Source organism: Bacillus sp. VA13 (genome assembly GCF_055710085.1).
Genome location: NZ_JBVQPP010000006.1, coordinates 1 through 18055, shown reverse-complemented (window position 1 = coordinate 18055; position 18055 = coordinate 1). Strand labels below are relative to the sequence as shown.

Below are 18055 nucleotides of genomic sequence, written 5' to 3'. Positions count from 1 at the left end.
AACGTGTTTCGCCCGCCGGTCAATCAGGGAATACCACTTATATCTTGTCAAATGCGAGGAGGAGCTTTATATGAAAAAGAAACAAGTAATGCTCGCTTTAACAGCTGCCGCAGGACTGAGTTTGACAGCACTTTATTCCGCTCCCGCAGCACAAGCTGCGCCCCTTCACGACATATCTGTCAGCATGCCATCATCCGATTCTTACATCATAAAAGCAGGAAAGCTGAATGTACGGACCGAGCCAAATCATAAAGGCAAAATTCTTGGCACTTTATCATCAGAACAAAAAGTCACAGTCAATGGTTTCGCAAATGCCGATTGGGCTCAAATTCAATTCAAAGGAAAAAAAGCATATATTTCAACACACTTCTTAATGAAAACCGCAAGCCAAACGAAAACAGCGAAACAGACAGCCTTCTATGCACCGACACCTGAAAACGGAATAGCAAAACAGCTCTCATCCGGCACAGAGGTGACATTACTTGGATGGGGATTCAGTGAAAACGGCGGATTTGACTTCACATGGGCTTTCGTTGATTATGGCGGAGTCAAGGGATATATTCAGTCAAAGGACTTACAAATACGATAAATAAGGCAGGCTGAGGCTTGTCTTTTTGCCTATGTATGAAACATTTCTTCTTTCTGCACGTAACAATGAGAAAGGAGATGATGATATGGCTGGTTTAGTCGGCGGAGGGCTTATGATCATTGCGGGTATACTGATCAAACTGTTTCCTCCCGAATCCATCAACAGTGTGTACGGATACAGAACGAGACGTTCAATGTCAGATCAAAGATTATGGGATGAAGCGAACCGTTACAGTGCATCATTGATGATCCTGTCAGGCCAGGTGATTGCGGGAATGGGGTTGCTGCTGAGATCAAACTTGATCATTCTTCAGCTTATCCTGCTGCTTGCCGCCTGTGTCATTACGTTTATGCTAACGGAGAAAAGGCTGAAAAACATGACGTACAGTCAAGGAGGAGATATAAGTGGACGGAGTTAAATGCCAGTTTGTCAAAACAAACGGAATCACGCTCCACGTTGCGGCCGCAGGGCCGGAGGACGGCCAGTTAATTGTCCTGCTCCATGGATTTCCAGAGTTTTGGTACGGCTGGAAAAATCAAATCAAACCGCTCGCCGATGCGGGTTACCGGGTCATTGCTCCCGATCAGCGGGGCTACAATCTCAGTGACAAACCGGACGGAATTGATTCATATCGGATTGACACATTAAGAGATGATATCATCGGGCTTATTTCCCAATTCACAGATGAAAAAGCAATTGTCATCGGGCATGACTGGGGAGGAGCTGTCGCATGGCATCTGGCTTCCACGCGCCCGGAATATCTAGAAAAGTTAATTGCCATCAATATCCCGCACCCACACATCATGAAAACCGTAACGCCGATTTATCCGCCGCAATGGCTGAAAAGCTCGTATATCGCCTTCTTCCAGCTGCCCGACATACCGGAGGCATCACTAAAGGAAAATGATTACGAAACATTAGACAAAGCGATTGGATTATCGACCCGTCCTGAGCTTTTTACGTCAGAGGATGTCAGCAAGTACAAAGAAGCGTGGAAACAGCCCGGTGCGCTGACAGCTATGCTGAACTGGTATAGAGCCCTCAGAAAAGGAAGCCTTTCAGAGAAAACCGCTTGCGAAACAGCACCTTACCGGATGATCTGGGGAATGGAAGACCGCTTTTTAAGCAGAAAGCTTGCGAAAGAGACGGAAAGGCATTGCCCGAATGGACATCTCATTTTTGTTGATGAAGCTTCCCATTGGATTAACCACGAAAAACCGGCCATCGTCAATCAGCTTATTCTGGAATACCTTAAAAAACAATAAGTCAGAATTTCTCTCCATCCGTCTGTCATAATGGCAGACTTTTTCTGTGCGTTTTTTTCATAGTCCGTTTTAAACATGACAAAATAAAAATGATGAATGTCACCATAAAATGTAACAAAAAACAGGTTTAAACGACTTTTAAAAAAGGAATAGCCTTACTGAAGATTTGTCTACAACTCCCCCTAAGGCAATACTTAAATAGAATAAAAAAAGAAGGTGCCTTAATGAAGCAAGGATTAATCTCGATTATTATCCCGTCTTACAATGAAGGGTATAATGTCAAACTCATTCATGAATCTTTGAAAAAGGAATTCAAGACCATTCATTATGACTATGAAATTTTCTTCATAAACGACGGAAGTGTTGATGACACGCTTCAGCAGATCAAAGACTTGGCAGCCGGATGCAGCCGGGTAAAATACATATCTTTTTCTCGGAACTTCGGAAAAGAAGCCGCAATTCTTGCGGGCTTTGAACATGTTCAAGGCGAGGCGGTTATTGTAATGGACGCCGATCTGCAGCATCCGACCTATTTGCTGAAGGAATTTATCAAAGGCTATGAAGAAGGCTATGATCAAGTCATTGCCCAAAGGAACAGAAAAGGAGACAGCCCTGTCCGCTCCCTCCTGTCATCTCTTTATTACAAGTTCATCAATAAAGCGGTGGAGGTTGATTTGCGTGACGGTGTCGGAGACTTTCGGCTGTTAAGCCGCCAAGCTGTGAACGCTCTTTTGAAGCTGAGCGAAGGCAACCGATTCTCCAAAGGTCTGTTTTGCTGGATCGGCTTCGATCAGAAAATTGTGTTTTATGAAAATGTCGAACGAAAAAACGGCACATCCAAATGGTCGTTCAGCAGTCTGTTTAACTACGGAATGGACGGCGTCGTTTCATTTAACCATAAGCCGCTGAGAATATGCTTTTATACCGGCATTTTCATCTTGCTGCTTTCCATCATTTATATCATTGCCACATTCGTTAAAATTCTGACTAACGGCATTTCTGTACCCGGATATTTCACAATTATTTCAGCAGTGTTATTTCTCGGCGGGGTCCAGCTGTTAAGTCTCGGAATCATAGGCGAATATATCGGCCGAATCTATTATGAAACAAAAAAACGCCCGCATTATTTGATTAAAGAAGCGAATATCCCGAACAAAGACCTGCCTGAAACGAACGAATTGAAAAGCATGCGGCGTCTGACAAAAATGCACTGAAATCACCAAGCGCCATTGGCAGTGCTTTTTTTGCTTGTCTACCATCTTAAAAGCAAGACTGGAGAAATTATATGAAAAGAAAATATGTCATGATCTATGCGGCCAGTCTGCTGGTTTCCGTTCTGGCACACGCTTTTTTTGTGAAAGAATGGACGGACGGCAGATATATGACAGGTCCGGGTGACGGACTTGCGCAAATGATCGTATTTAAAAAATTATTATTTGACCAATATACACACGGGAATTTTTTCTATAATTATTCATTCGGACTCGGCGGCGGCACGTTCAGTCAGCTCGGCTATTATTTTTCTGCTTCCTTTCTTTTTCTTGTGGGATCTGCCGCCGTCTGGCTTCTTCAAGCCGTCAAGCTGATCGGAGAAGCGGATACGCTTTTTTGGGCGGAGTCAGCTGTTTTTATCAGTATTTTCAAACTGAGTCTGATCATTTTTACAGCCGCATCTGTTTTTCACTATCTTCTCAAACACAGAGCGGCGTCGTTTACGGGGGCCGTATTATACGGTGCCTCAATCATTTATTTCCGCCACGAAGCGTATTGGGAATTCTTTACCGATACAATGATTTGGCTTCCGCTGCTTGTTCTCGGAGCAGAAAACATCATCAGAGAGCGGCGTCCGGCATGGTTTATCATTGCGTGCTCGCTGACGTTAATCAACAACTTTTACTTTGCATACATAAACCTCATATTCATCGGGTTCTACGTGCTGTTCAGATGGCTGATCCGACTGGAAAAGCATGAAGAGAAAAAATGGATTCAATGCAGAATGTTTTTGATTTCAGGCCTCATTTCTTTTGGCATCAGTGCGGCGGCGTTTGTGCCGGTGGTATACGGTTATTTAAACAACCTGCGCCCACCGTACAGCCAGAAAATAGAGTGGCTTAATTTCGATGATAATATCTTATTTTCGAGCCGGATCATTATTGTGCCGGCAGCCTTTCTGTTGTTTTTATTTATTGTTTCTTTTTACAAAAACCGCGTGTTTCGTCTCTTTGCCGGATTGAGCCTGCTGTTTATTCTTTTTCATTTCAGCCCGTATGCGGCAAGCGTATTTAACGGTTTTTCCGCCCCGCAAAACCGGTTTGAATATGTTCTGGCCTTTACCATTGCGGGAGCAGCTGCGGCAGGCCTGTCACAGCTGTCTGAACTGAAATGGAAAGAACTGCTCCCGGCCATAGCTGTTGCCCTGATTCTTTACTTGTATCATATCCAAAGGTATAAGCTGGATATATGGAAACCTGCGAATGAAAGCATTCTATTGCTCTTATTCCTGACAATCGCAGCCTTGTTTGCTGCAGCTTTTGCGAAAAAAAGGGCAAAGGTGGCTGTGTACGGTGTGATTATTCTTTCTTCGCTGTTTGTTGCCAACACCTATCAAAAATACGCACTCTCAGAAGGCGGCGGGCTGGACAGTGTGACAAAAGCATATCTTACGGGTGAGGAATACAAAGGGCAAGAATCATCTGAGCTCATCAGGCGTTTGCAGAAGGAAGACGATGATCCGCTCATGAGAATCGATTGGATGAACGGGGTTCGCAATAATACGCCAATTATTTATGGGTTTAATGGATTCAGCGCTTATTCCAGCATTTTAAACAAACATCTGCTAACTTTCTATTGGAATGATTTGAGCATCGATATGGGGAGAGAAAGCGTCAGCCGTTATGCGTCATTGGGAGACAGGGCGAATTTATACAGCCTGCTTTACGGCAAATATTATATGACGGAAAAAACAAACGAAGCCAGCGTCCCGTACGGTTTCAAGAAGCATTTGGAATCAGAGCATTACGTGGTTTATGAAAATCAATACATGCTTCCTTTCGTCAAAACAGCCGATGCCATATACAGCGAAAGCGAGCTGGACAAATTGCCCACTCTTGCGAAAGAACAAGCGATGATGAAAGGAATTGTACTAGCAGATCCATCGGGGAAAACGGAGCAGGCGCCAAAACTGGCCAATCTGATTCCCAAGTCCGACATCACCGCAAAACATGCCCAGTATGAAAACGGACTGCTTACCGTAACTGGAGAAAACGGAGGAGAACTAATCATCACTCCGAAACAGGCGTCATCCTCTTCTGGAGACTACTATGTCAGCTTTTATTTGAAAAGCAAAGCAAAAGACAAAGGATTTACGTTAAGAGTCAATGATTATGTCACAACAAGGAAATCGAACCAATCGATTTATAAAACCGGAGTAAATGATATCACAGTCAGAGTGCCTAAATCAGACCATATTTCAATCAAGCTTCCGAAAGGAACGTATGAGCTTAAAAATATAGCGCTCTATGAAGAAAATTACCAAACGCTGAAGAGCGCTGTGCTGCAAAATAAAACAGACAAAGATGACAATCTGAAATGGGATAAAAATAAGCTGACGTTCGCGTATCGTCTTCCAAAAAATCAATACATCATGCTTCCGATCCCCTATGAAAAAGGCTGGGAGTTGAAGATTAACGGGAAAACACAGACGATCGAAAAAGCGGACTATGCTTTCATCGCCTTTAAGGCGCAAAAGGGAGACAATCACATTGAGCTGGCCTACTATCCGCCATACTTCAAAATATCGGCGCTCATATCTCTCATCAGTCTGCTGCTTGCTGTTTTATATATAAGACGAAAAAAGCCCGGCTCTAAATAGAGCCGAGCTTTAATTTTTTCTGAAGCTTTTCTTCGCTGAATATCCATCCCGTATAGGACGAGCGAATCGTGAGATCATGGCCGATATGAACGATGGCCACAAACGGATAATGGCCTTTGCTCCGATAACGCAGGTCAATAAATCTCACCTCATAATGATCTTTAAACGTATCGACTTCCCACCGGTAAACCGGAGAAAATGACAAAAACGCCGCGATGTTATCATCCTGCTTTGCCGCATGCATCACTTCGGTTTCAGGAACAGGCACCCGATTAAACGTATCTAGAATCACTACATGCCCTTCCATGCTTCTTCCTACATAGAAAGCATGGGCTGTCGTAACTGCGATCCGCCATTGCCTGAATTTCATCGTCGGAGAAATAATAATGCTTTCGATCTCATCATGAATCATCTCATGAAGCTTCCGTTTAATTCTCAGCTGCATGATCAGGCGCACCAAATAATAGCCTGCCAATATGATATATAAGCTGAGAAACGTGATGCCGGGACTGCCGCCTGCATACCAAATCGCGATAGCCGCCAGATGGCTGATGAAAATAAACGGATCAAACGTATTAATCAGCCCGAGCGCAACCCATTTTTTCGAAAACGGACGTATGGCCTGTGTTCCGTACGCGTTGAATATATCAACAAAGACATGCAGCACGACTGCCAGCAGTGTCCACAGCCACAGGTGCAGAAAATCGGCCTGCGGATAAAATAAATACAGAATCGCCGGAATGATGATAGACCAAAACAAAACGGCGGGAATTGAATGGGTAAATCCTCTGTGATTTCTTATATAAACAGCATTATTTTTAAGCTTTAACACAGTATCAATATCCGGAGCCTGAGAGCCCGCAAGCGTTGCGATCATAACAGCGTGAGCCATTGCCGGATCTGATCCGACAACAGGGTCAAGCGTCGCAATACCGCCAAGTGCGATGCCCATGACGACATGTGTGCCCGTATCCATAGGTGACCTCCTTGCAGGATTGTCCTGCACATTCACTTTTGTAAGATGTTCCCCATTTTCATATACCCAATTTTTAACCCGATTCAATCGTTCTCATTTGTTTCCGCTTTTTCTTTACTTCTATTTAATGTAACATATTATCGTACTGTGCCCTTAGTGTACAACAAAAAACAGTCTAAAGAAAAGCGGGGCGCGAAAGACTGGGGAGAAACACATATGAATGTATTTGAAGACAAATTAAAACAAAAAGACATACAGCGATTTCGCGATGATTTAATTTCATGGTTCGAACGGGAGCAGCGCGTTCTGCCGTGGAGAGAGGACCAAGATCCATATAAAGTGTGGGTATCGGAAGTGATGCTGCAGCAAACGAGAGTAGAGACAGTGATTCCTTACTTTCTGCGGTTTGTGGAACAATTCCCGACAGTGGAAGCGCTCGCTGATGCTGATGAAGAAAAAGTGCTGAAAGCATGGGAGGGGCTCGGCTATTATTCGCGAGTCAGAAACCTGCAAAGCGCGGTAAAAGAAGTGAAACAGGAGTACGGCGGCATTGTCCCTCCAGACGAGAAAGAGTTTGGCGGCTTAAAAGGCGTCGGCCCATATACAAAGGGAGCGGTGCTCAGCATTGCCTACAATAAACCCATTCCCGCGGTTGACGGAAATGTAATGCGTGTCATGTCCAGGATTCTTTCCATTTGGGATGATATCGCCAAACCGAAAGCAAGAACGATCTTTGAAGACGCAGTCCGTGCATTTATTTCCAAAGAAAAGCCTTCAGAGTTCAATCAAGGCCTGATGGAGCTTGGAGCCTTGATCTGTACGCCAAAATCACCTTCATGCCTGCTATGCCCGGTTCAGAAGCATTGCTCAGCATTTGAAGAAGGCACTGAACGGGAGCTTCCGGTAAAAAGCAAAAAGAAAAAGCCCGGGATCAAAACAATGGCCGCGATCGTACTGACTGATGAAGATGGACAAGTGTATATACACAAACGGCCGTCAAAAGGTTTGCTCGCCAACCTGTGGGAATTCCCTAATCTTGAAACACAAAAAGGGATCAAAACCGAGCGTGAACAGCTCACTGCATTTTTAGAAAACGAATGCGGGATACAAGCTGATATCAGTGATCTGCAAGGTGTAGTTGAGCACGTTTTCACCCACCTGGTATGGAATATTTCTGTGTTTTTCGGTAAAGTAAAACAAGTGTCGGATACCTCAGAGCTGAAAAAAGTAACGAAGGAAGAACTCGAACAATTTGCGTTCCCGGTATCACATCAAAAAATCTGGAAGATGGCAGTGGAAGCAGCCGCATACTCGGCTGCTCCGTAAACAATTGTTAATCGTAGGAGACGCGCGTGCCGTGGCTGTAGTCCGCTTCATTGCGCTTCATTCCGCCGCGCGCTTCAATTTCTTGCGTTAATTCACGGTATTTTGATTGGCCTTCTTCGTTCAAATAAGGCATAATTTGCTGAAAGGCATGATGAAAATAGGCGAGTTCACTGTTTTTCCAATCTTCTTTGGAAACCATGTTTAATTCGCTCATATCACGTCCGACATACATAACAGAAGACCCCCTTTTAAGTTCTTGCCATTATTGTTTGTGGAAATAAAAGAACTATACGCTACAAGGAGATGAGGAAAAATGGAACAAAATAAATGCGCACTCGTAACAGGGAGCAGCCGCGGTGTCGGAAAAGCGGCCGCGATCAGACTTGCTGAGAACGGCTATAACATTGTTATTAACTATGCACGAAGCAAAAAAGCCGCTTTAGAAACAGCGGAGGAAATCGAAAAGCTTGGCGTCAAAGTGCTTGTTGTAAAAGCAAACGTAGGACAGCCGGCAAAAATCAAAGAAATGTTTCAGCAAATTGATGAAACGTTCGGCAGACTTGATGTTTTTGTTAATAATGCCGCTTCAGGCGTTCTGAGACCTGTCATGGAACTAGAAGAAACTCACTGGGACTGGACGATGAACATTAATGCGAAAGCATTGCTTTTCTGTGCTCAGGAAGCGGCCAAGCTAATGGAGAAGAACGGAGGCGGGCATATCGTCAGCATCAGTTCATTAGGTTCGATCCGCTACCTTGAAAACTACACTACGGTTGGTGTATCAAAAGCGGCGTTAGAGGCTTTAACCCGTTATCTTGCGGTTGAGCTTTCATCAAAACAAATTATCGTCAATGCCGTATCAGGCGGAGCGATTGACACAGATGCGCTCAAACACTTCCCGAACAGAGAAGATCTGCTTGAGGATGCGCGTCAAAACACGCCTGCAGGACGCATGGTCGAAATTAAAGACATGGTTGATACTGTTGAATTTCTAGTCTCTTCCAAGGCTGACATGATCCGCGGACAGACAATAATCGTTGACGGCGGACGCTCACTGCTCGTTTAAAAATTTTTAAAAAAGAGGAATAGCTATACGATCACCTGCACATTCTAATGACCGTGGAGGTGATAACAATGGCTAACTCAAACAATTTCAGCAAAACAAACGCACAACAAGTTAGAAAACAAAACCAACAATCAGCTGCTGGTCAAGGTCAATTCGGCACTGAATTTGCTAGCGAAACAAACGCTCAGCAAGTCAGAAAACAAAACCAGCAATCAGCTGCTGGCCAACAAGGTCAATTCGGCACTGAATTCGCTAGTGAAACTGACGCACAGCAGGTAAGACAGCAAAACCAATCTGCTGAACAAAACAAACAACAAAACAGCTAATCACTGAAACAGAAAAAAGCACTTCATCTTCGGGTGGAAGTGCTTTTTTTTGTTTGTAAAACGACAAAACTTGTGAAAGGTCTACAGAATGAGTCAAAGGGTTTGCTGTATTGGGATCGAAATGATAAAAGGAGGAAACGTTTATACTTTCACCAGGCTGAAGGAGGAACCGATGACGGAATTTGAAAAGCTGGTAAGCGAACAGATGAAAACGATGGATAAGCTTCTCGATCTCCAATCAGAGCTCGACCGCTGCAAACAAATTGAAGCAGAACTCCGGCATTTGGAAAGGGATGCAAGGCTGCGCGGTATTCAGGATGAAATTGCGGTAAAACGGAAACATCTTGCCGATATACAGGATATGTTTCAAAAGCAGACAGAGCAGGTGATTCGTTCTTACCGCAGCTCAGAAAAGCCGTCTTCCTTTGTGTAGAGCAGGAATGTGCCATTCCCCGGCCGGAATGGCTCTTTTATTTTCATTTTTCAATTTGTAACGTTATAATAGGTAAAAGACGTTGTCGGTAAGCAAATTTGGACATACTAACTGTAGGGCTTTATAGAAAGTAGGGGAGAAATATGGGTTATCCCAAGGAAGGAGAAACCATTCAAATTCACAGCTATAAGCATAACGGGCTGATTCATAGAATTTGGAATGAGACAACAATCTTAAAAAGTACAGAAATGTGTGTCATCGGAGCCAATGACCGGACGATGGTAACCGAATCAGACGGCCGGACATGGATAACCAGAGAGCCCGCAATCTGTTATTTTCACGCAAGACAATGGTTTAATGTCATCGGGATGCTGAGGGAAGACGGGGTCCATTACTATTGCAACATCAGTTCTCCGTTTGCCTATGATGGCGAAGCAATTAAATATATTGATTATGACCTAGATGTTAAGGTTTTTCCTGACATGACCTACAATATTCTCGATGAAGACGAATATGATGATCATCGGAAAGCCATGAATTATCCAAAAGAAATCGACAGTATTTTAAGAGACTACTTAAACACGCTGCTCCATTGGATTCACCAGCGTCAGGGACCGTTTGCGCCCGAGTTTGTCGATATGTGGTATGAACGGTATTTGCGCTATACAAAATAATGGTTACGTAAAAACCTGTTGCGGGGTACAACAGGTTTTTCACATGGGCTCACACACATCATGGTAAAGAGAGAGGGGGAATCAACGTGGGGGTTATGAAACGCTACATGCAATTCGTCAAACCTTATAAGAAGCAAATTTTCGTTACAGTGTTAATTGGGATCGTAAAATTCTCCATTCCGCTTGCTCTCCCATTGCTTCTGAAGTACGTAGTTGACGACATTATTCAAGGAGGCGGCACGGCCAGTGACAAAACAACGTCATTATTCACCATTATGGCGATTATGTTCGCCTTATTTTTAATTTTACGCCCGCCTGTTGAATACTATAGGCAATATTTTGCCCAGTGGACAGCCAGCAAGGTACTCTACGATATAAGAGCTAAGCTGTTTGACCATATACAGAAATTGAGCCTTCGTTTTTATGCGAATACAAGAACAGGGGAAGTCATTTCCCGAGTGATCAATGATGTGGAACAAACAAAGGATTTTGTCATCACAGGCCTGATGAATATTTGGCTTGATATGCTGACGATTTTGATTGTGATCTCTATCATGCTGACACTGGACATTAAATTAACGCTGGTCTCTATCGTTTTATTCCCATTATACGGCATATCAGTGAAGTATTTTTACGGCCGTTTAAGAAAGCTGACAAGGGAGCGATCGCAGGCGCTAGCTCAAGTGCAGGGACATTTGCACGAGCGCATTCAAGGCATGCCGGTCATCAGAAGCTTTGCGATAGAAGATCATGAACAGGCTAATTTTAATGAGAAAAACAGCCATTTCTTAGATAAAGCCATCAGCCACACGAATTGGAATGCCAAAACCTTTGCGGTCGTTAATACCATTACAGATTTGGCGCCGCTCATCGTCATTGCGTGTGCCGGCTATTTTGTCATTAATGGACCGCTGACAGTCGGAACAATGGTCGCGTTTGTCGGATATATTGACAGAATGTACAACCCTGTGAGAAGGCTGATCAATTCCTCTACAACATTGACACAGTCAATCGCATCAATGGACAGGGTGTTTGAATTTATTGACGAGCCATATGAACTCACTGACAAACCAAATGCCATTAAAGCTGACCAGATCCGTGGAGGAGTGGAATTTCAAAACGTTTCGTTTCAATATGAAAAGGAAAAAGAAAACATTCTCCATGATGTCTCTTTAAAAGTAAATAGAGGAGAAACCGTAGCTCTTGTCGGCATGAGCGGAGGAGGTAAATCAACGCTCGTCAGCCTGATCCCGAGATTTTATGATGTGACTAGCGGCAGACTGCTGATTGACGGAACTGATATTCGCGATTATGAGGCGAGAAGCCTTCGCAACCAGGTTGGCATGGTGCTTCAGGATACCTTTTTATTCAGTGAGACGATTCGGGAAAATATCGCAATCGGCAAACCTGATGCCACGCTTGAAGAGATTATTAAAGCTGCCAAAGCTGCCAATGCCCATGAATTTATTATGAGTTTTCCAGAAGGGTATGAGACCCGGGTGGGAGAAAGAGGCGTTAAGCTGTCAGGCGGACAAAAGCAGCGGATCTCAATCGCGCGGGTATTTCTGAAAAATCCGCCGCTCCTTATTTTAGATGAAGCGACATCAGCTCTTGATCTGGAAAGTGAGCATTATATTCAAGAAGCGATGGACAAACTGGCGAAGGACAGAACAACTTTTGTTGTCGCCCACCGTTTATCGACGATCACACATGCGGATAAGATTGTCGTCATGGAAAACGGTACAATCATCGAAATCGGAACTCATGATGAACTCATGGACTATGATAGTCAATACAAGCACTTATTTACCATTCAAAATTTGAGCTGAACATCAATCTTATATCCTTTTAACGAAGGATATAAGATTTTTTTGTATATAAAAAACCCGGCTGATTAACCGGGTTACTCTTCTGTTTCTATTTCGCAGTCTTTCGGATGATACGTTTGAAAACTTGTGATGAGTGTTTCTAAATGTTCGAGCTGCTCGCGGTATTCTACGGCACTTGCCATAATATTGAGCATGTTGTAATCAATAAGCTCATCATCCGTGTTTTGCTGATTTTTTAAAAATGACTTTGTTAAAAGCTGCTTATATCGAATGCCTTCTTCATCCGTGTCATCATGCGGCTTGATTTTGCCGACAAACCTCATCAAAATCAGTTCATGCCAGTAAAGCAGGTAATCAAGCTCTTCAGTCAGTGTTTCCTGAAACTCTTCCGGCATATGATAGATCTCGTTTTCCAGACGATGCAGCTTCTTCAATGTATCAAGCGCCTGATTTGCAGTAATAATGGCCTGTCTGAACAGGACAAGCTTTCTTGATTTCACATAAGTCGTTTTCTTAAAGTAACTTCTTTCTTCTTTATATAGAAGATATGTCTGATCAAGCTTGATCATTTTTTCTTTCAGTTTTTCAATATCCTCTTTCAAAATCGAATGCTCTGTTGACTGCCGCATGGACAATCTGATCCACTTCATAATTTCTTCGGTGTTTTCGACGGTATTATGAATCAGCTTTGTTTCGTACTTAGGAGGCAAAAACACAAGGTTGACGATAAAGGAAGAAAGCACCCCTAAGATGACTGTGCTTGTTCTGATCAGCGCGAACATTAAAAAGTCGTCACCGGCAGATTCTAATATCGCAATGACTGTTACAAGAGCAATTGAAATTGTATGTTCAATTTTAAGTTTCAGCATGATTGTAATGACAATAACTGCTGTTAACCCGATCATAATCGGGCTGGGTCCGAAAATAAGGCCGAACACTGTGGCAATCACAGCTCCGATGATATTTGCCTGAACCTGGTCAATAATAATGAGAAAAGAGCGGTAAATCGACGGCTGGATCGCAAATATCGCTGCAATTCCAGCGAAAATCGGCGCGGGAAGCCCGATCCACGAAGCCAAATAAAGGGCAAGTGTAATCGCAATCCCGGTTTTGAAAATGCGGGCACCAAGTTTCATTGGTTTGTGCGTGCATTCCTTTCTATAGTAAATTGTGTGACATAGCAAATGGCTAATCCTTAAAATTCCCGGTTAGTTTATTTGCTAAACAATTAAGTAATATACAGGGATCAATACAAATATTCAAGCTATTTTTCTAGAAAAAGACCAAAATCTTACACGTTATTTGAATCCATAAAAAAACAGGAGCTCAATGCTCCTGTCCAAGGTGTCAAATTCTAGTTTTTAAGATGTTTAAAAGCATCCTCGACCGCTGCAAGCGTGTCTTTAATATCTTGCTCTGTATGTGCTGTTGTAATAAACCAGGCTTCATATTTAGAAGGTGCTAAATTAATTCCGCGTTCCAGCATCAACTTGAAAAACGTAGCGAATGTTTCTCCGTCACTACGTTCAGCCTGCTCGTAATTTTCGACTTTCTCATCAGAGAAATAAACCGTGAGTGCGCCTTTTAAGCGGTTGACAGTAATCGTGATGCCGTGTGTTTCTGCGTGCTGTAAAATGCCTTCCTCCAGCATAGCGCCAAGGTGATCAAGCTTTTCATACACGCCTTCCTCTTTGAGCACTTCCAGGCAAGCGATGCCTGATAGGATGGAAGCGGGGTTCCCGGCCATTGTTCCGGCCTGATAAGCCGGTCCAAGCGGGGCTACCTGCTCCATGATTTCTTTTTTACCGCCATAGGCGCCAATCGGAAGTCCGCCGCCGATAATTTTTCCGAGTGCTGTTAAATCCGGTTTCACCTGTAACAGATCCTGCGCGCCGCCATACATAAAGCGGAAAGCCGTAATGACTTCATCGTAAATAACGAGAGCGCCTGCATCGTGTGTCAGTTCATTTACTTTTTCCAAGAAGCCCTCTTTCGGCTCAACAATTCCGAAGTTGCCGACAATCGGCTCGACGAGAACCGCCGCGATTTCACTGCCCCATTTATCAAGGGCCGCTTTATAGCTTTCAATATCATTAAATGGAACTGTGATCACTTCGTTTGCAATGCTTTTTGGTACACCGGCTGAGTCTGGTGTGCCAAGAGTAGATGGGCCGGAACCGGCGGCGACAAGCACAAGATCCGAATGTCCGTGGTAACAGCCTGCAAATTTAATGATTTTTGTCCGGCCTGTATATGCGCGAGCCACGCGGATAGTCGTCATAACAGCTTCTGTTCCCGAATTGACGAATCTTACTTTGTCCATAGCAGGAATGGCTTCTTTAAGCATCTTTGCAAATGTAACCTCATGTTTTGTCGGTGTTCCATACAATACGCCGTTCTCTGCTGCATTTTTAATCGCTTCTGTAATATGCGGGTGGGCATGTCCGGTAATGATCGGACCGTAAGCCGCTAAATAATCGATGTATTTGTTGCCGTCCACATCCCAAAAATAAGCGCCGTTTGCTTTTTCCATTGCGACGGGAGAACCGCCGCCGACTGCTTTATATGATCTAGACGGGCTGTTTACACCGCCGACAATGTGCTCTAATGCCTCATTGTGAAGTTCAATTGATTTTGTATGCAAGAATAAAAACCTCCTATATCTCCATGCGTCCTTTCTATTGTAGCATGCTTCCGAACAAGAACAATGGATTCGGGCTTAAGATGCAAGGGACGACGGTTGTAATCTGGACAAGAATTGGATACGCTTAATAAAAAAACATCCGGAGGTAACGTAATGACTATAGAAATCGGACAAAAAGCACCTGATCTTGAGTTAAAAGGCGATCATGGGGAAACAGTAACTTTATCGGATTATAAAGGAAAGTATATCGTGCTTTATTTTTATCCAAAAGACATGACACCGGGATGCACAACTGAAGCATGCGATTTTCGGGATAGCCACGAAAGCTTCGCTGAACTGGATGCCGTTATTATCGGCGTCAGCCCGGACAGCCAGGAAAAACACGGAAAATTTAAAGAGAAGCATAACCTTCCTTTTCTGCTTCTTGTTGATGACGAACATAAGCTGGCGGAAGCGTTTGATGTATGGAAGCTGAAGAAAAACTTCGGGAAAGAATATATGGGGATTGAGCGCTCCACTTTTTTAATTGATAAAGAAGGCCGGCTCGTTAAAGAATGGAGAAAGGTAAAAGTGAAAGACCATGTAGCCGAAGCGCTTCAAACGCTCAAAGATATGTCGGAAAAGTAAATGCGTCTATCAGCCTCAAATGATATGCTTACTTTTACCCTGATATCAATTGACAAATTATCGTAGAAAGAGTTACACTAATTATAAACATTACAATGTAAGAATTTTTTTTAGAAAAGAGGTGCATGACGGATGGCTGCACATGAACTAAAAGAAGCCTTAGAAACGTTGAAGGAAACCGGAGTTCGCATTACTCCTCAACGTCATGCGATTCTGGAATATCTCGTTAACTCTATGGCTCATCCAACAGCGGACGATATATATAAAGCTCTTGAAGGGAAATTTCCTAACATGAGCGTAGCGACGGTATATAACAATTTGCGTGTGTTCCGGGAATCCGGTTTGGTAAAAGAGCTCACATACGGTGATGCTTCCAGCAGATTCGATTTTGTCACATCCGATCACTATCACGCGATTTGTGAAAACTGCGGTAAAATTGTGGACTTCCATTACCCGGGCCTTGACGAAGTGGAGCAGCTCGCTGCCCATGTCACGGGCTTTAAAGTAAGCCACCATCGTTTAGAAATTTACGGCGTCTGCCAAGAGTGTTCGAAAAAAGAAAACCATTAAAAATAAGCTGACCGCACGAAACGGTCAGCTTATTTTATTTGGACATTTTCTTTTTATTATAAGATTCATCAAATTCTTTTCCTTCTAAGCCTTTATCTAAAGTCAGCGGCTCTCTGCAATGCATGCACATATCTACTCTTCCCAAAACCTTTGTCTCTTTTTCACAGCCCGGACATATGACGCGAACCGCTTTGGTAGAAAGCATTCCGATCCAAAAGTAAACAACCGTGCTGAGACCGATGGATAAAAGCCCAAGTATCATAAACAAACTAGATAGCAAAACTGACTCTTTGAAAAAGATACCGATGTACATAATGATAAACCCAACGAAAACCAAACTTAACGCAAATGTTCTGATTTTATTAATTTTGCTGGAGTATTTCGCCATGTCCATCCCCCTCTGATTTAACTATAGCACAAACCCAATGGGATTTTCTTCATGTTTTCGGTTGAACTGGAATTTATATATGGAGACTTACTGTCAATTTGTTTATAATAGTTCAATGTGTTTAGAAAAAGAGGGATTTCGTTTTGACCATAGAATTGAATCAAATAGAGAATAAAAAATTTTGAACAATTGCATTGGAGGAATAGTGATGGATAATCTTCTCCGTCCAATTTACCAAGAAAGAGCAAGTCATCCCAATACATTGGCTGTCATTATGATTGAGAGAAGAAACAAAACATCTTCCTTAACAGATAACTTTGATGCTGCTTTGCTGGTGATTGTAAAGGAGGCTGACGAGCCTGTTTTTATAAAGCATTATGAATTTGATCAAAAAACAGCTTCTTTGCATGTCGTAACAGATTCTCAGATTCAAGAATGGATTTTGCTCGGGACAAATAGAAGAATCATAGATTGGATTGTCAATGGCAGAGTCTTGTTTGATCGTAACGAATACATTGTCGAGCTGATTGATAGGCTCAATACATTTCCGTTTGCCGAACGCAAACTGAAGATCGGGCTCGAATACGGCAAATTAATCAGAAGATATGTTGAAGGCAAAGCTTTTTTTGAAGCCAATCAATTTTTAGATGCCTACAACGCGGTTGTTCATGCGCTGCACCATTTAGCGCGTATTGAAGTAATCGACAGGGGATTCCATCCGGAAACCACGGTATGGAGCCAAGTGCGCCAGATGGAGCCTCAAGTGTACAAATTATATTCCGAGTTGATCGAAAGCCACGAGAGCTTGGAAAAAAGACTCGAATTATTATTCTTAGCAAATGATTTTCTCATCCATTCCAAAGCTGAGATCGGTTCGGCTCATCTTTTCGAAGTAATGAATGAAAAAGACATTTGGCAATTCGGTGAGCTTCTTCAGCATCCTGACTTAAAGCACTTCACCCAAGACCTTGGCGTTATGCTTGATTACCTGACGGACAAGGGACTTATCAACGTCTGCCAGATAGAAACAAAAGGGCAGGCTGTTTATCATCGAGGATATTCTTTTAAAAAAGATATTGACTCTGATTCTTGACCGTGTTATATTATTAAACGTCGCTGATGCGCTTCTGAAAAACAAGCTCACAGCGGCGGAGAAATAAATTAAAAAAACATTTGACATAAGAAAGTCAAAATGTTATATTAATAAAGTCGCTTCGACAAGAAGTGAAAATGATCTTTGAAAACTAAACAAGACAAAACGTACCTGTTAATTCATTTTTTATAAAATCGCACAGCGATGTGCGTAGTCAGTCAAACTAAGGCCTGCACGACGCAGGTCACACGGGTGTCACCGCAGGATGCGGTGAACTTAACCTGTGATCCACTTTATCGGAGAGTTTGATCCTGGCTCAGGACGAACGCTGGCGGCGTGCCTAATACATGCAAGTCGAGCGGACAGATGGGAGCTTGC

19 protein-coding genes and 1 rRNA gene are annotated in these 18055 nt (G+C 43.1%); 15 read left to right on the top strand and 5 right to left on the bottom strand.

The annotated features are described in order from the left end of the window. Positions 1-70: 70 nt before the first annotated feature. The 5 genes from AC0C66_RS19260 to AC0C66_RS19240 all read left to right on the top strand — a co-directional run bounded on the left by AC0C66_RS19260 (position 71) and on the right by AC0C66_RS19240 (position 5725). Entirely contained in the window at positions 71-589 is a 519-nt protein-coding gene (locus AC0C66_RS19260; RefSeq protein ID WP_461845960.1) for an SH3 domain-containing protein, read from the top strand. 85 nt (positions 590-674) lie between these two features. Then, entirely contained in the window at positions 675-1007 is a 333-nt protein-coding gene (locus AC0C66_RS19255) for an SdpI family protein (protein ID WP_461845961.1), read from the top strand. Next, positions 994-1854: an alpha/beta fold hydrolase gene (locus tag AC0C66_RS19250; RefSeq protein ID WP_461845962.1), complete on the top strand. Its 861-nt coding sequence runs from the start codon at positions 994-996 to the stop codon at positions 1852-1854. The genes AC0C66_RS19255 and AC0C66_RS19250 overlap by 14 nt, the downstream gene beginning before the upstream one ends. A 224-nt stretch (positions 1855-2078) precedes the next feature. Further along, the gene (locus AC0C66_RS19245; RefSeq protein WP_003223250.1) at positions 2079-3068 is read left to right on the top strand and encodes a glycosyltransferase family 2 protein; all 990 of its coding nucleotides are present in this window, start codon (positions 2079-2081) and stop codon (positions 3066-3068) included. A gap of 71 nt (positions 3069-3139) precedes the next feature. Further along, a complete protein-coding gene (locus AC0C66_RS19240) occupies positions 3140-5725 on the top strand; it encodes a YfhO family protein (protein WP_461845963.1) in 2586 nt (861 codons plus the stop codon). Here the strand turns inward: AC0C66_RS19240 and AC0C66_RS19235 are convergent. Next, positions 5718-6701 (bottom strand): metal-dependent hydrolase, encoded by a 984-nt coding sequence (locus tag AC0C66_RS19235; protein ID WP_003223253.1) that lies wholly within the window; start codon positions 6699-6701, stop codon positions 5718-5720. The genes AC0C66_RS19240 and AC0C66_RS19235 overlap by 8 nt on opposite strands. Before the next feature lie 216 nt (positions 6702-6917). On the opposite strand from AC0C66_RS19235, the gene mutY reads away from it, so the two are divergent. Next, entirely contained in the window at positions 6918-8027 is a 1110-nt protein-coding gene (gene mutY, locus AC0C66_RS19230; protein WP_472973677.1) for an A/G-specific adenine glycosylase, read from the top strand. Between the two features lie 7 nt (positions 8028-8034). Here the strand turns inward: mutY and AC0C66_RS19225 are convergent, their stop codons facing one another. Then, on the bottom strand, positions 8035-8259 hold the full coding sequence (locus tag AC0C66_RS19225) for a hypothetical protein (protein WP_003223257.1): 225 nt from the start codon (positions 8257-8259) through the stop codon (positions 8035-8037). A gap of 81 nt (positions 8260-8340) precedes the next feature. Here AC0C66_RS19225 and fabL point away from each other — a divergent pair, with 81 nt between their 5' ends. The 5 genes from fabL to AC0C66_RS19200 all read left to right on the top strand — a co-directional run bounded on the left by fabL (position 8341) and on the right by AC0C66_RS19200 (position 12355). Then, entirely contained in the window at positions 8341-9093 is a 753-nt protein-coding gene (gene fabL / locus AC0C66_RS19220; RefSeq protein WP_014113113.1) for an enoyl-[acyl-carrier-protein] reductase FabL, read from the top strand. Between the two features lie 68 nt (positions 9094-9161). Continuing rightward, positions 9162-9419 carry a gamma type acid-soluble spore protein SspE gene (gene sspE, locus AC0C66_RS19215; protein ID WP_014113114.1) on the top strand — a complete coding sequence of 86 codons (258 nt, stop codon included), beginning with the start codon at positions 9162-9164 and terminating at the stop codon, positions 9417-9419. A 172-nt stretch (positions 9420-9591) separates the two neighbouring features. Beyond that, positions 9592-9852 (top strand): YgaB family protein, encoded by a 261-nt coding sequence (locus AC0C66_RS19210; protein ID WP_014113115.1) that lies wholly within the window; start codon positions 9592-9594, stop codon positions 9850-9852. A 143-nt stretch (positions 9853-9995) separates the two neighbouring features. Beyond that, the gene (ntdP, locus tag AC0C66_RS19205; protein WP_003223272.1) at positions 9996-10526 is read left to right on the top strand and encodes a nucleoside tri-diphosphate phosphatase; all 531 of its coding nucleotides are present in this window, start codon (positions 9996-9998) and stop codon (positions 10524-10526) included. Positions 10527-10612: 86 nt separating this feature from the next. Further along, positions 10613-12355 (top strand): ABC transporter ATP-binding protein, encoded by a 1743-nt coding sequence (locus tag AC0C66_RS19200; RefSeq protein WP_472973676.1) that lies wholly within the window; start codon positions 10613-10615, stop codon positions 12353-12355. 74 nt (positions 12356-12429) lie between these two features. Here AC0C66_RS19200 and AC0C66_RS19195 read toward each other — a convergent pair whose 3' ends face one another. Further along, positions 12430-13491, bottom strand: coding sequence for an aromatic acid exporter family protein (locus AC0C66_RS19195; RefSeq protein ID WP_072182517.1), 1062 nt, complete (start codon positions 13489-13491; stop codon positions 12430-12432). 218 nt (positions 13492-13709) lie between these two features. Beyond that, on the bottom strand, positions 13710-14999 hold the full coding sequence (locus AC0C66_RS19190) for a glutamate-1-semialdehyde 2,1-aminomutase (RefSeq protein ID WP_072182518.1): 1290 nt from the start codon (positions 14997-14999) through the stop codon (positions 13710-13712). 153 nt (positions 15000-15152) lie between these two features. Here AC0C66_RS19190 and bcp point away from each other — a divergent pair, with 153 nt between their 5' ends. Both bcp and perR read left to right on the top strand, forming a co-directional pair. Next, positions 15153-15626, top strand: a complete 474-nt coding sequence (gene bcp / locus AC0C66_RS19185) for a thioredoxin-dependent thiol peroxidase (protein ID WP_003223280.1) — start codon at positions 15153-15155, stop codon at positions 15624-15626. Positions 15627-15758: 132 nt separating this feature from the next. Next, positions 15759-16196, top strand: a complete 438-nt coding sequence (gene perR / locus AC0C66_RS19180) for a peroxide-responsive transcriptional repressor PerR (RefSeq protein ID WP_003223285.1) — start codon at positions 15759-15761, stop codon at positions 16194-16196. Between the two features lie 34 nt (positions 16197-16230). Here perR and AC0C66_RS19175 read toward each other — a convergent pair whose 3' ends face one another. Then, positions 16231-16584 (bottom strand): YgzB family protein, encoded by a 354-nt coding sequence (locus AC0C66_RS19175; protein WP_014113119.1) that lies wholly within the window; start codon positions 16582-16584, stop codon positions 16231-16233. Between the two features lie 208 nt (positions 16585-16792). Here AC0C66_RS19175 and AC0C66_RS19170 point away from each other — a divergent pair, with 208 nt between their 5' ends. Both AC0C66_RS19170 and AC0C66_RS19165 read left to right on the top strand, forming a co-directional pair. Beyond that, a complete protein-coding gene (locus tag AC0C66_RS19170) occupies positions 16793-17677 on the top strand; it encodes a nucleotidyltransferase-like protein (RefSeq protein ID WP_072182519.1) in 885 nt (294 codons plus the stop codon). Positions 17678-17970: 293 nt separating this feature from the next. Then, positions 17971-18055 (top strand): 16S ribosomal RNA (locus AC0C66_RS19165); the annotation flags it as partial.

What these genes read in the sequence shown, in the direction of transcription:
- sspE (WP_014113114.1), top strand. Translation starts at nt 9,162, where the DNA reads ATGGCTAACTCAAACAATTTCAGCAAAACAAACGCACAACAAGTTAGA.
- perR (WP_003223285.1), top strand. Translation starts at nt 15,759, where the DNA reads ATGGCTGCACATGAACTAAAAGAAGCCTTAGAAACGTTGAAGGAAACC.
- AC0C66_RS19170 (WP_072182519.1), top strand. Translation starts at nt 16,793, where the DNA reads ATGGATAATCTTCTCCGTCCAATTTACCAAGAAAGAGCAAGTCATCCC.
- AC0C66_RS19210 (WP_014113115.1), top strand. Translation starts at nt 9,592, where the DNA reads ATGACGGAATTTGAAAAGCTGGTAAGCGAACAGATGAAAACGATGGAT.
- AC0C66_RS19225 (WP_003223257.1), bottom strand. Translation starts at nt 8,259, where the DNA reads ATGTATGTCGGACGTGATATGAGCGAATTAAACATGGTTTCCAAAGAA.
- AC0C66_RS19260 (WP_461845960.1), top strand. Translation starts at nt 71, where the DNA reads ATGAAAAAGAAACAAGTAATGCTCGCTTTAACAGCTGCCGCAGGACTG.
- AC0C66_RS19235 (WP_003223253.1), bottom strand. Translation starts at nt 6,701, where the DNA reads ATGGATACGGGCACACATGTCGTCATGGGCATCGCACTTGGCGGTATT.
- ntdP (WP_003223272.1), top strand. Translation starts at nt 9,996, where the DNA reads ATGGGTTATCCCAAGGAAGGAGAAACCATTCAAATTCACAGCTATAAG.
- bcp (WP_003223280.1), top strand. Translation starts at nt 15,153, where the DNA reads ATGACTATAGAAATCGGACAAAAAGCACCTGATCTTGAGTTAAAAGGC.
- AC0C66_RS19255 (WP_461845961.1), top strand. Translation starts at nt 675, where the DNA reads ATGGCTGGTTTAGTCGGCGGAGGGCTTATGATCATTGCGGGTATACTG.
- AC0C66_RS19175 (WP_014113119.1), bottom strand. Translation starts at nt 16,584, where the DNA reads ATGGCGAAATACTCCAGCAAAATTAATAAAATCAGAACATTTGCGTTA.
- AC0C66_RS19195 (WP_072182517.1), bottom strand. Translation starts at nt 13,491, where the DNA reads ATGAAACTTGGTGCCCGCATTTTCAAAACCGGGATTGCGATTACACTT.
- AC0C66_RS19245 (WP_003223250.1), top strand. Translation starts at nt 2,079, where the DNA reads ATGAAGCAAGGATTAATCTCGATTATTATCCCGTCTTACAATGAAGGG.
- fabL (WP_014113113.1), top strand. Translation starts at nt 8,341, where the DNA reads ATGGAACAAAATAAATGCGCACTCGTAACAGGGAGCAGCCGCGGTGTC.
- AC0C66_RS19240 (WP_461845963.1), top strand. Translation starts at nt 3,140, where the DNA reads ATGAAAAGAAAATATGTCATGATCTATGCGGCCAGTCTGCTGGTTTCC.
- mutY (WP_472973677.1), top strand. Translation starts at nt 6,918, where the DNA reads ATGAATGTATTTGAAGACAAATTAAAACAAAAAGACATACAGCGATTT.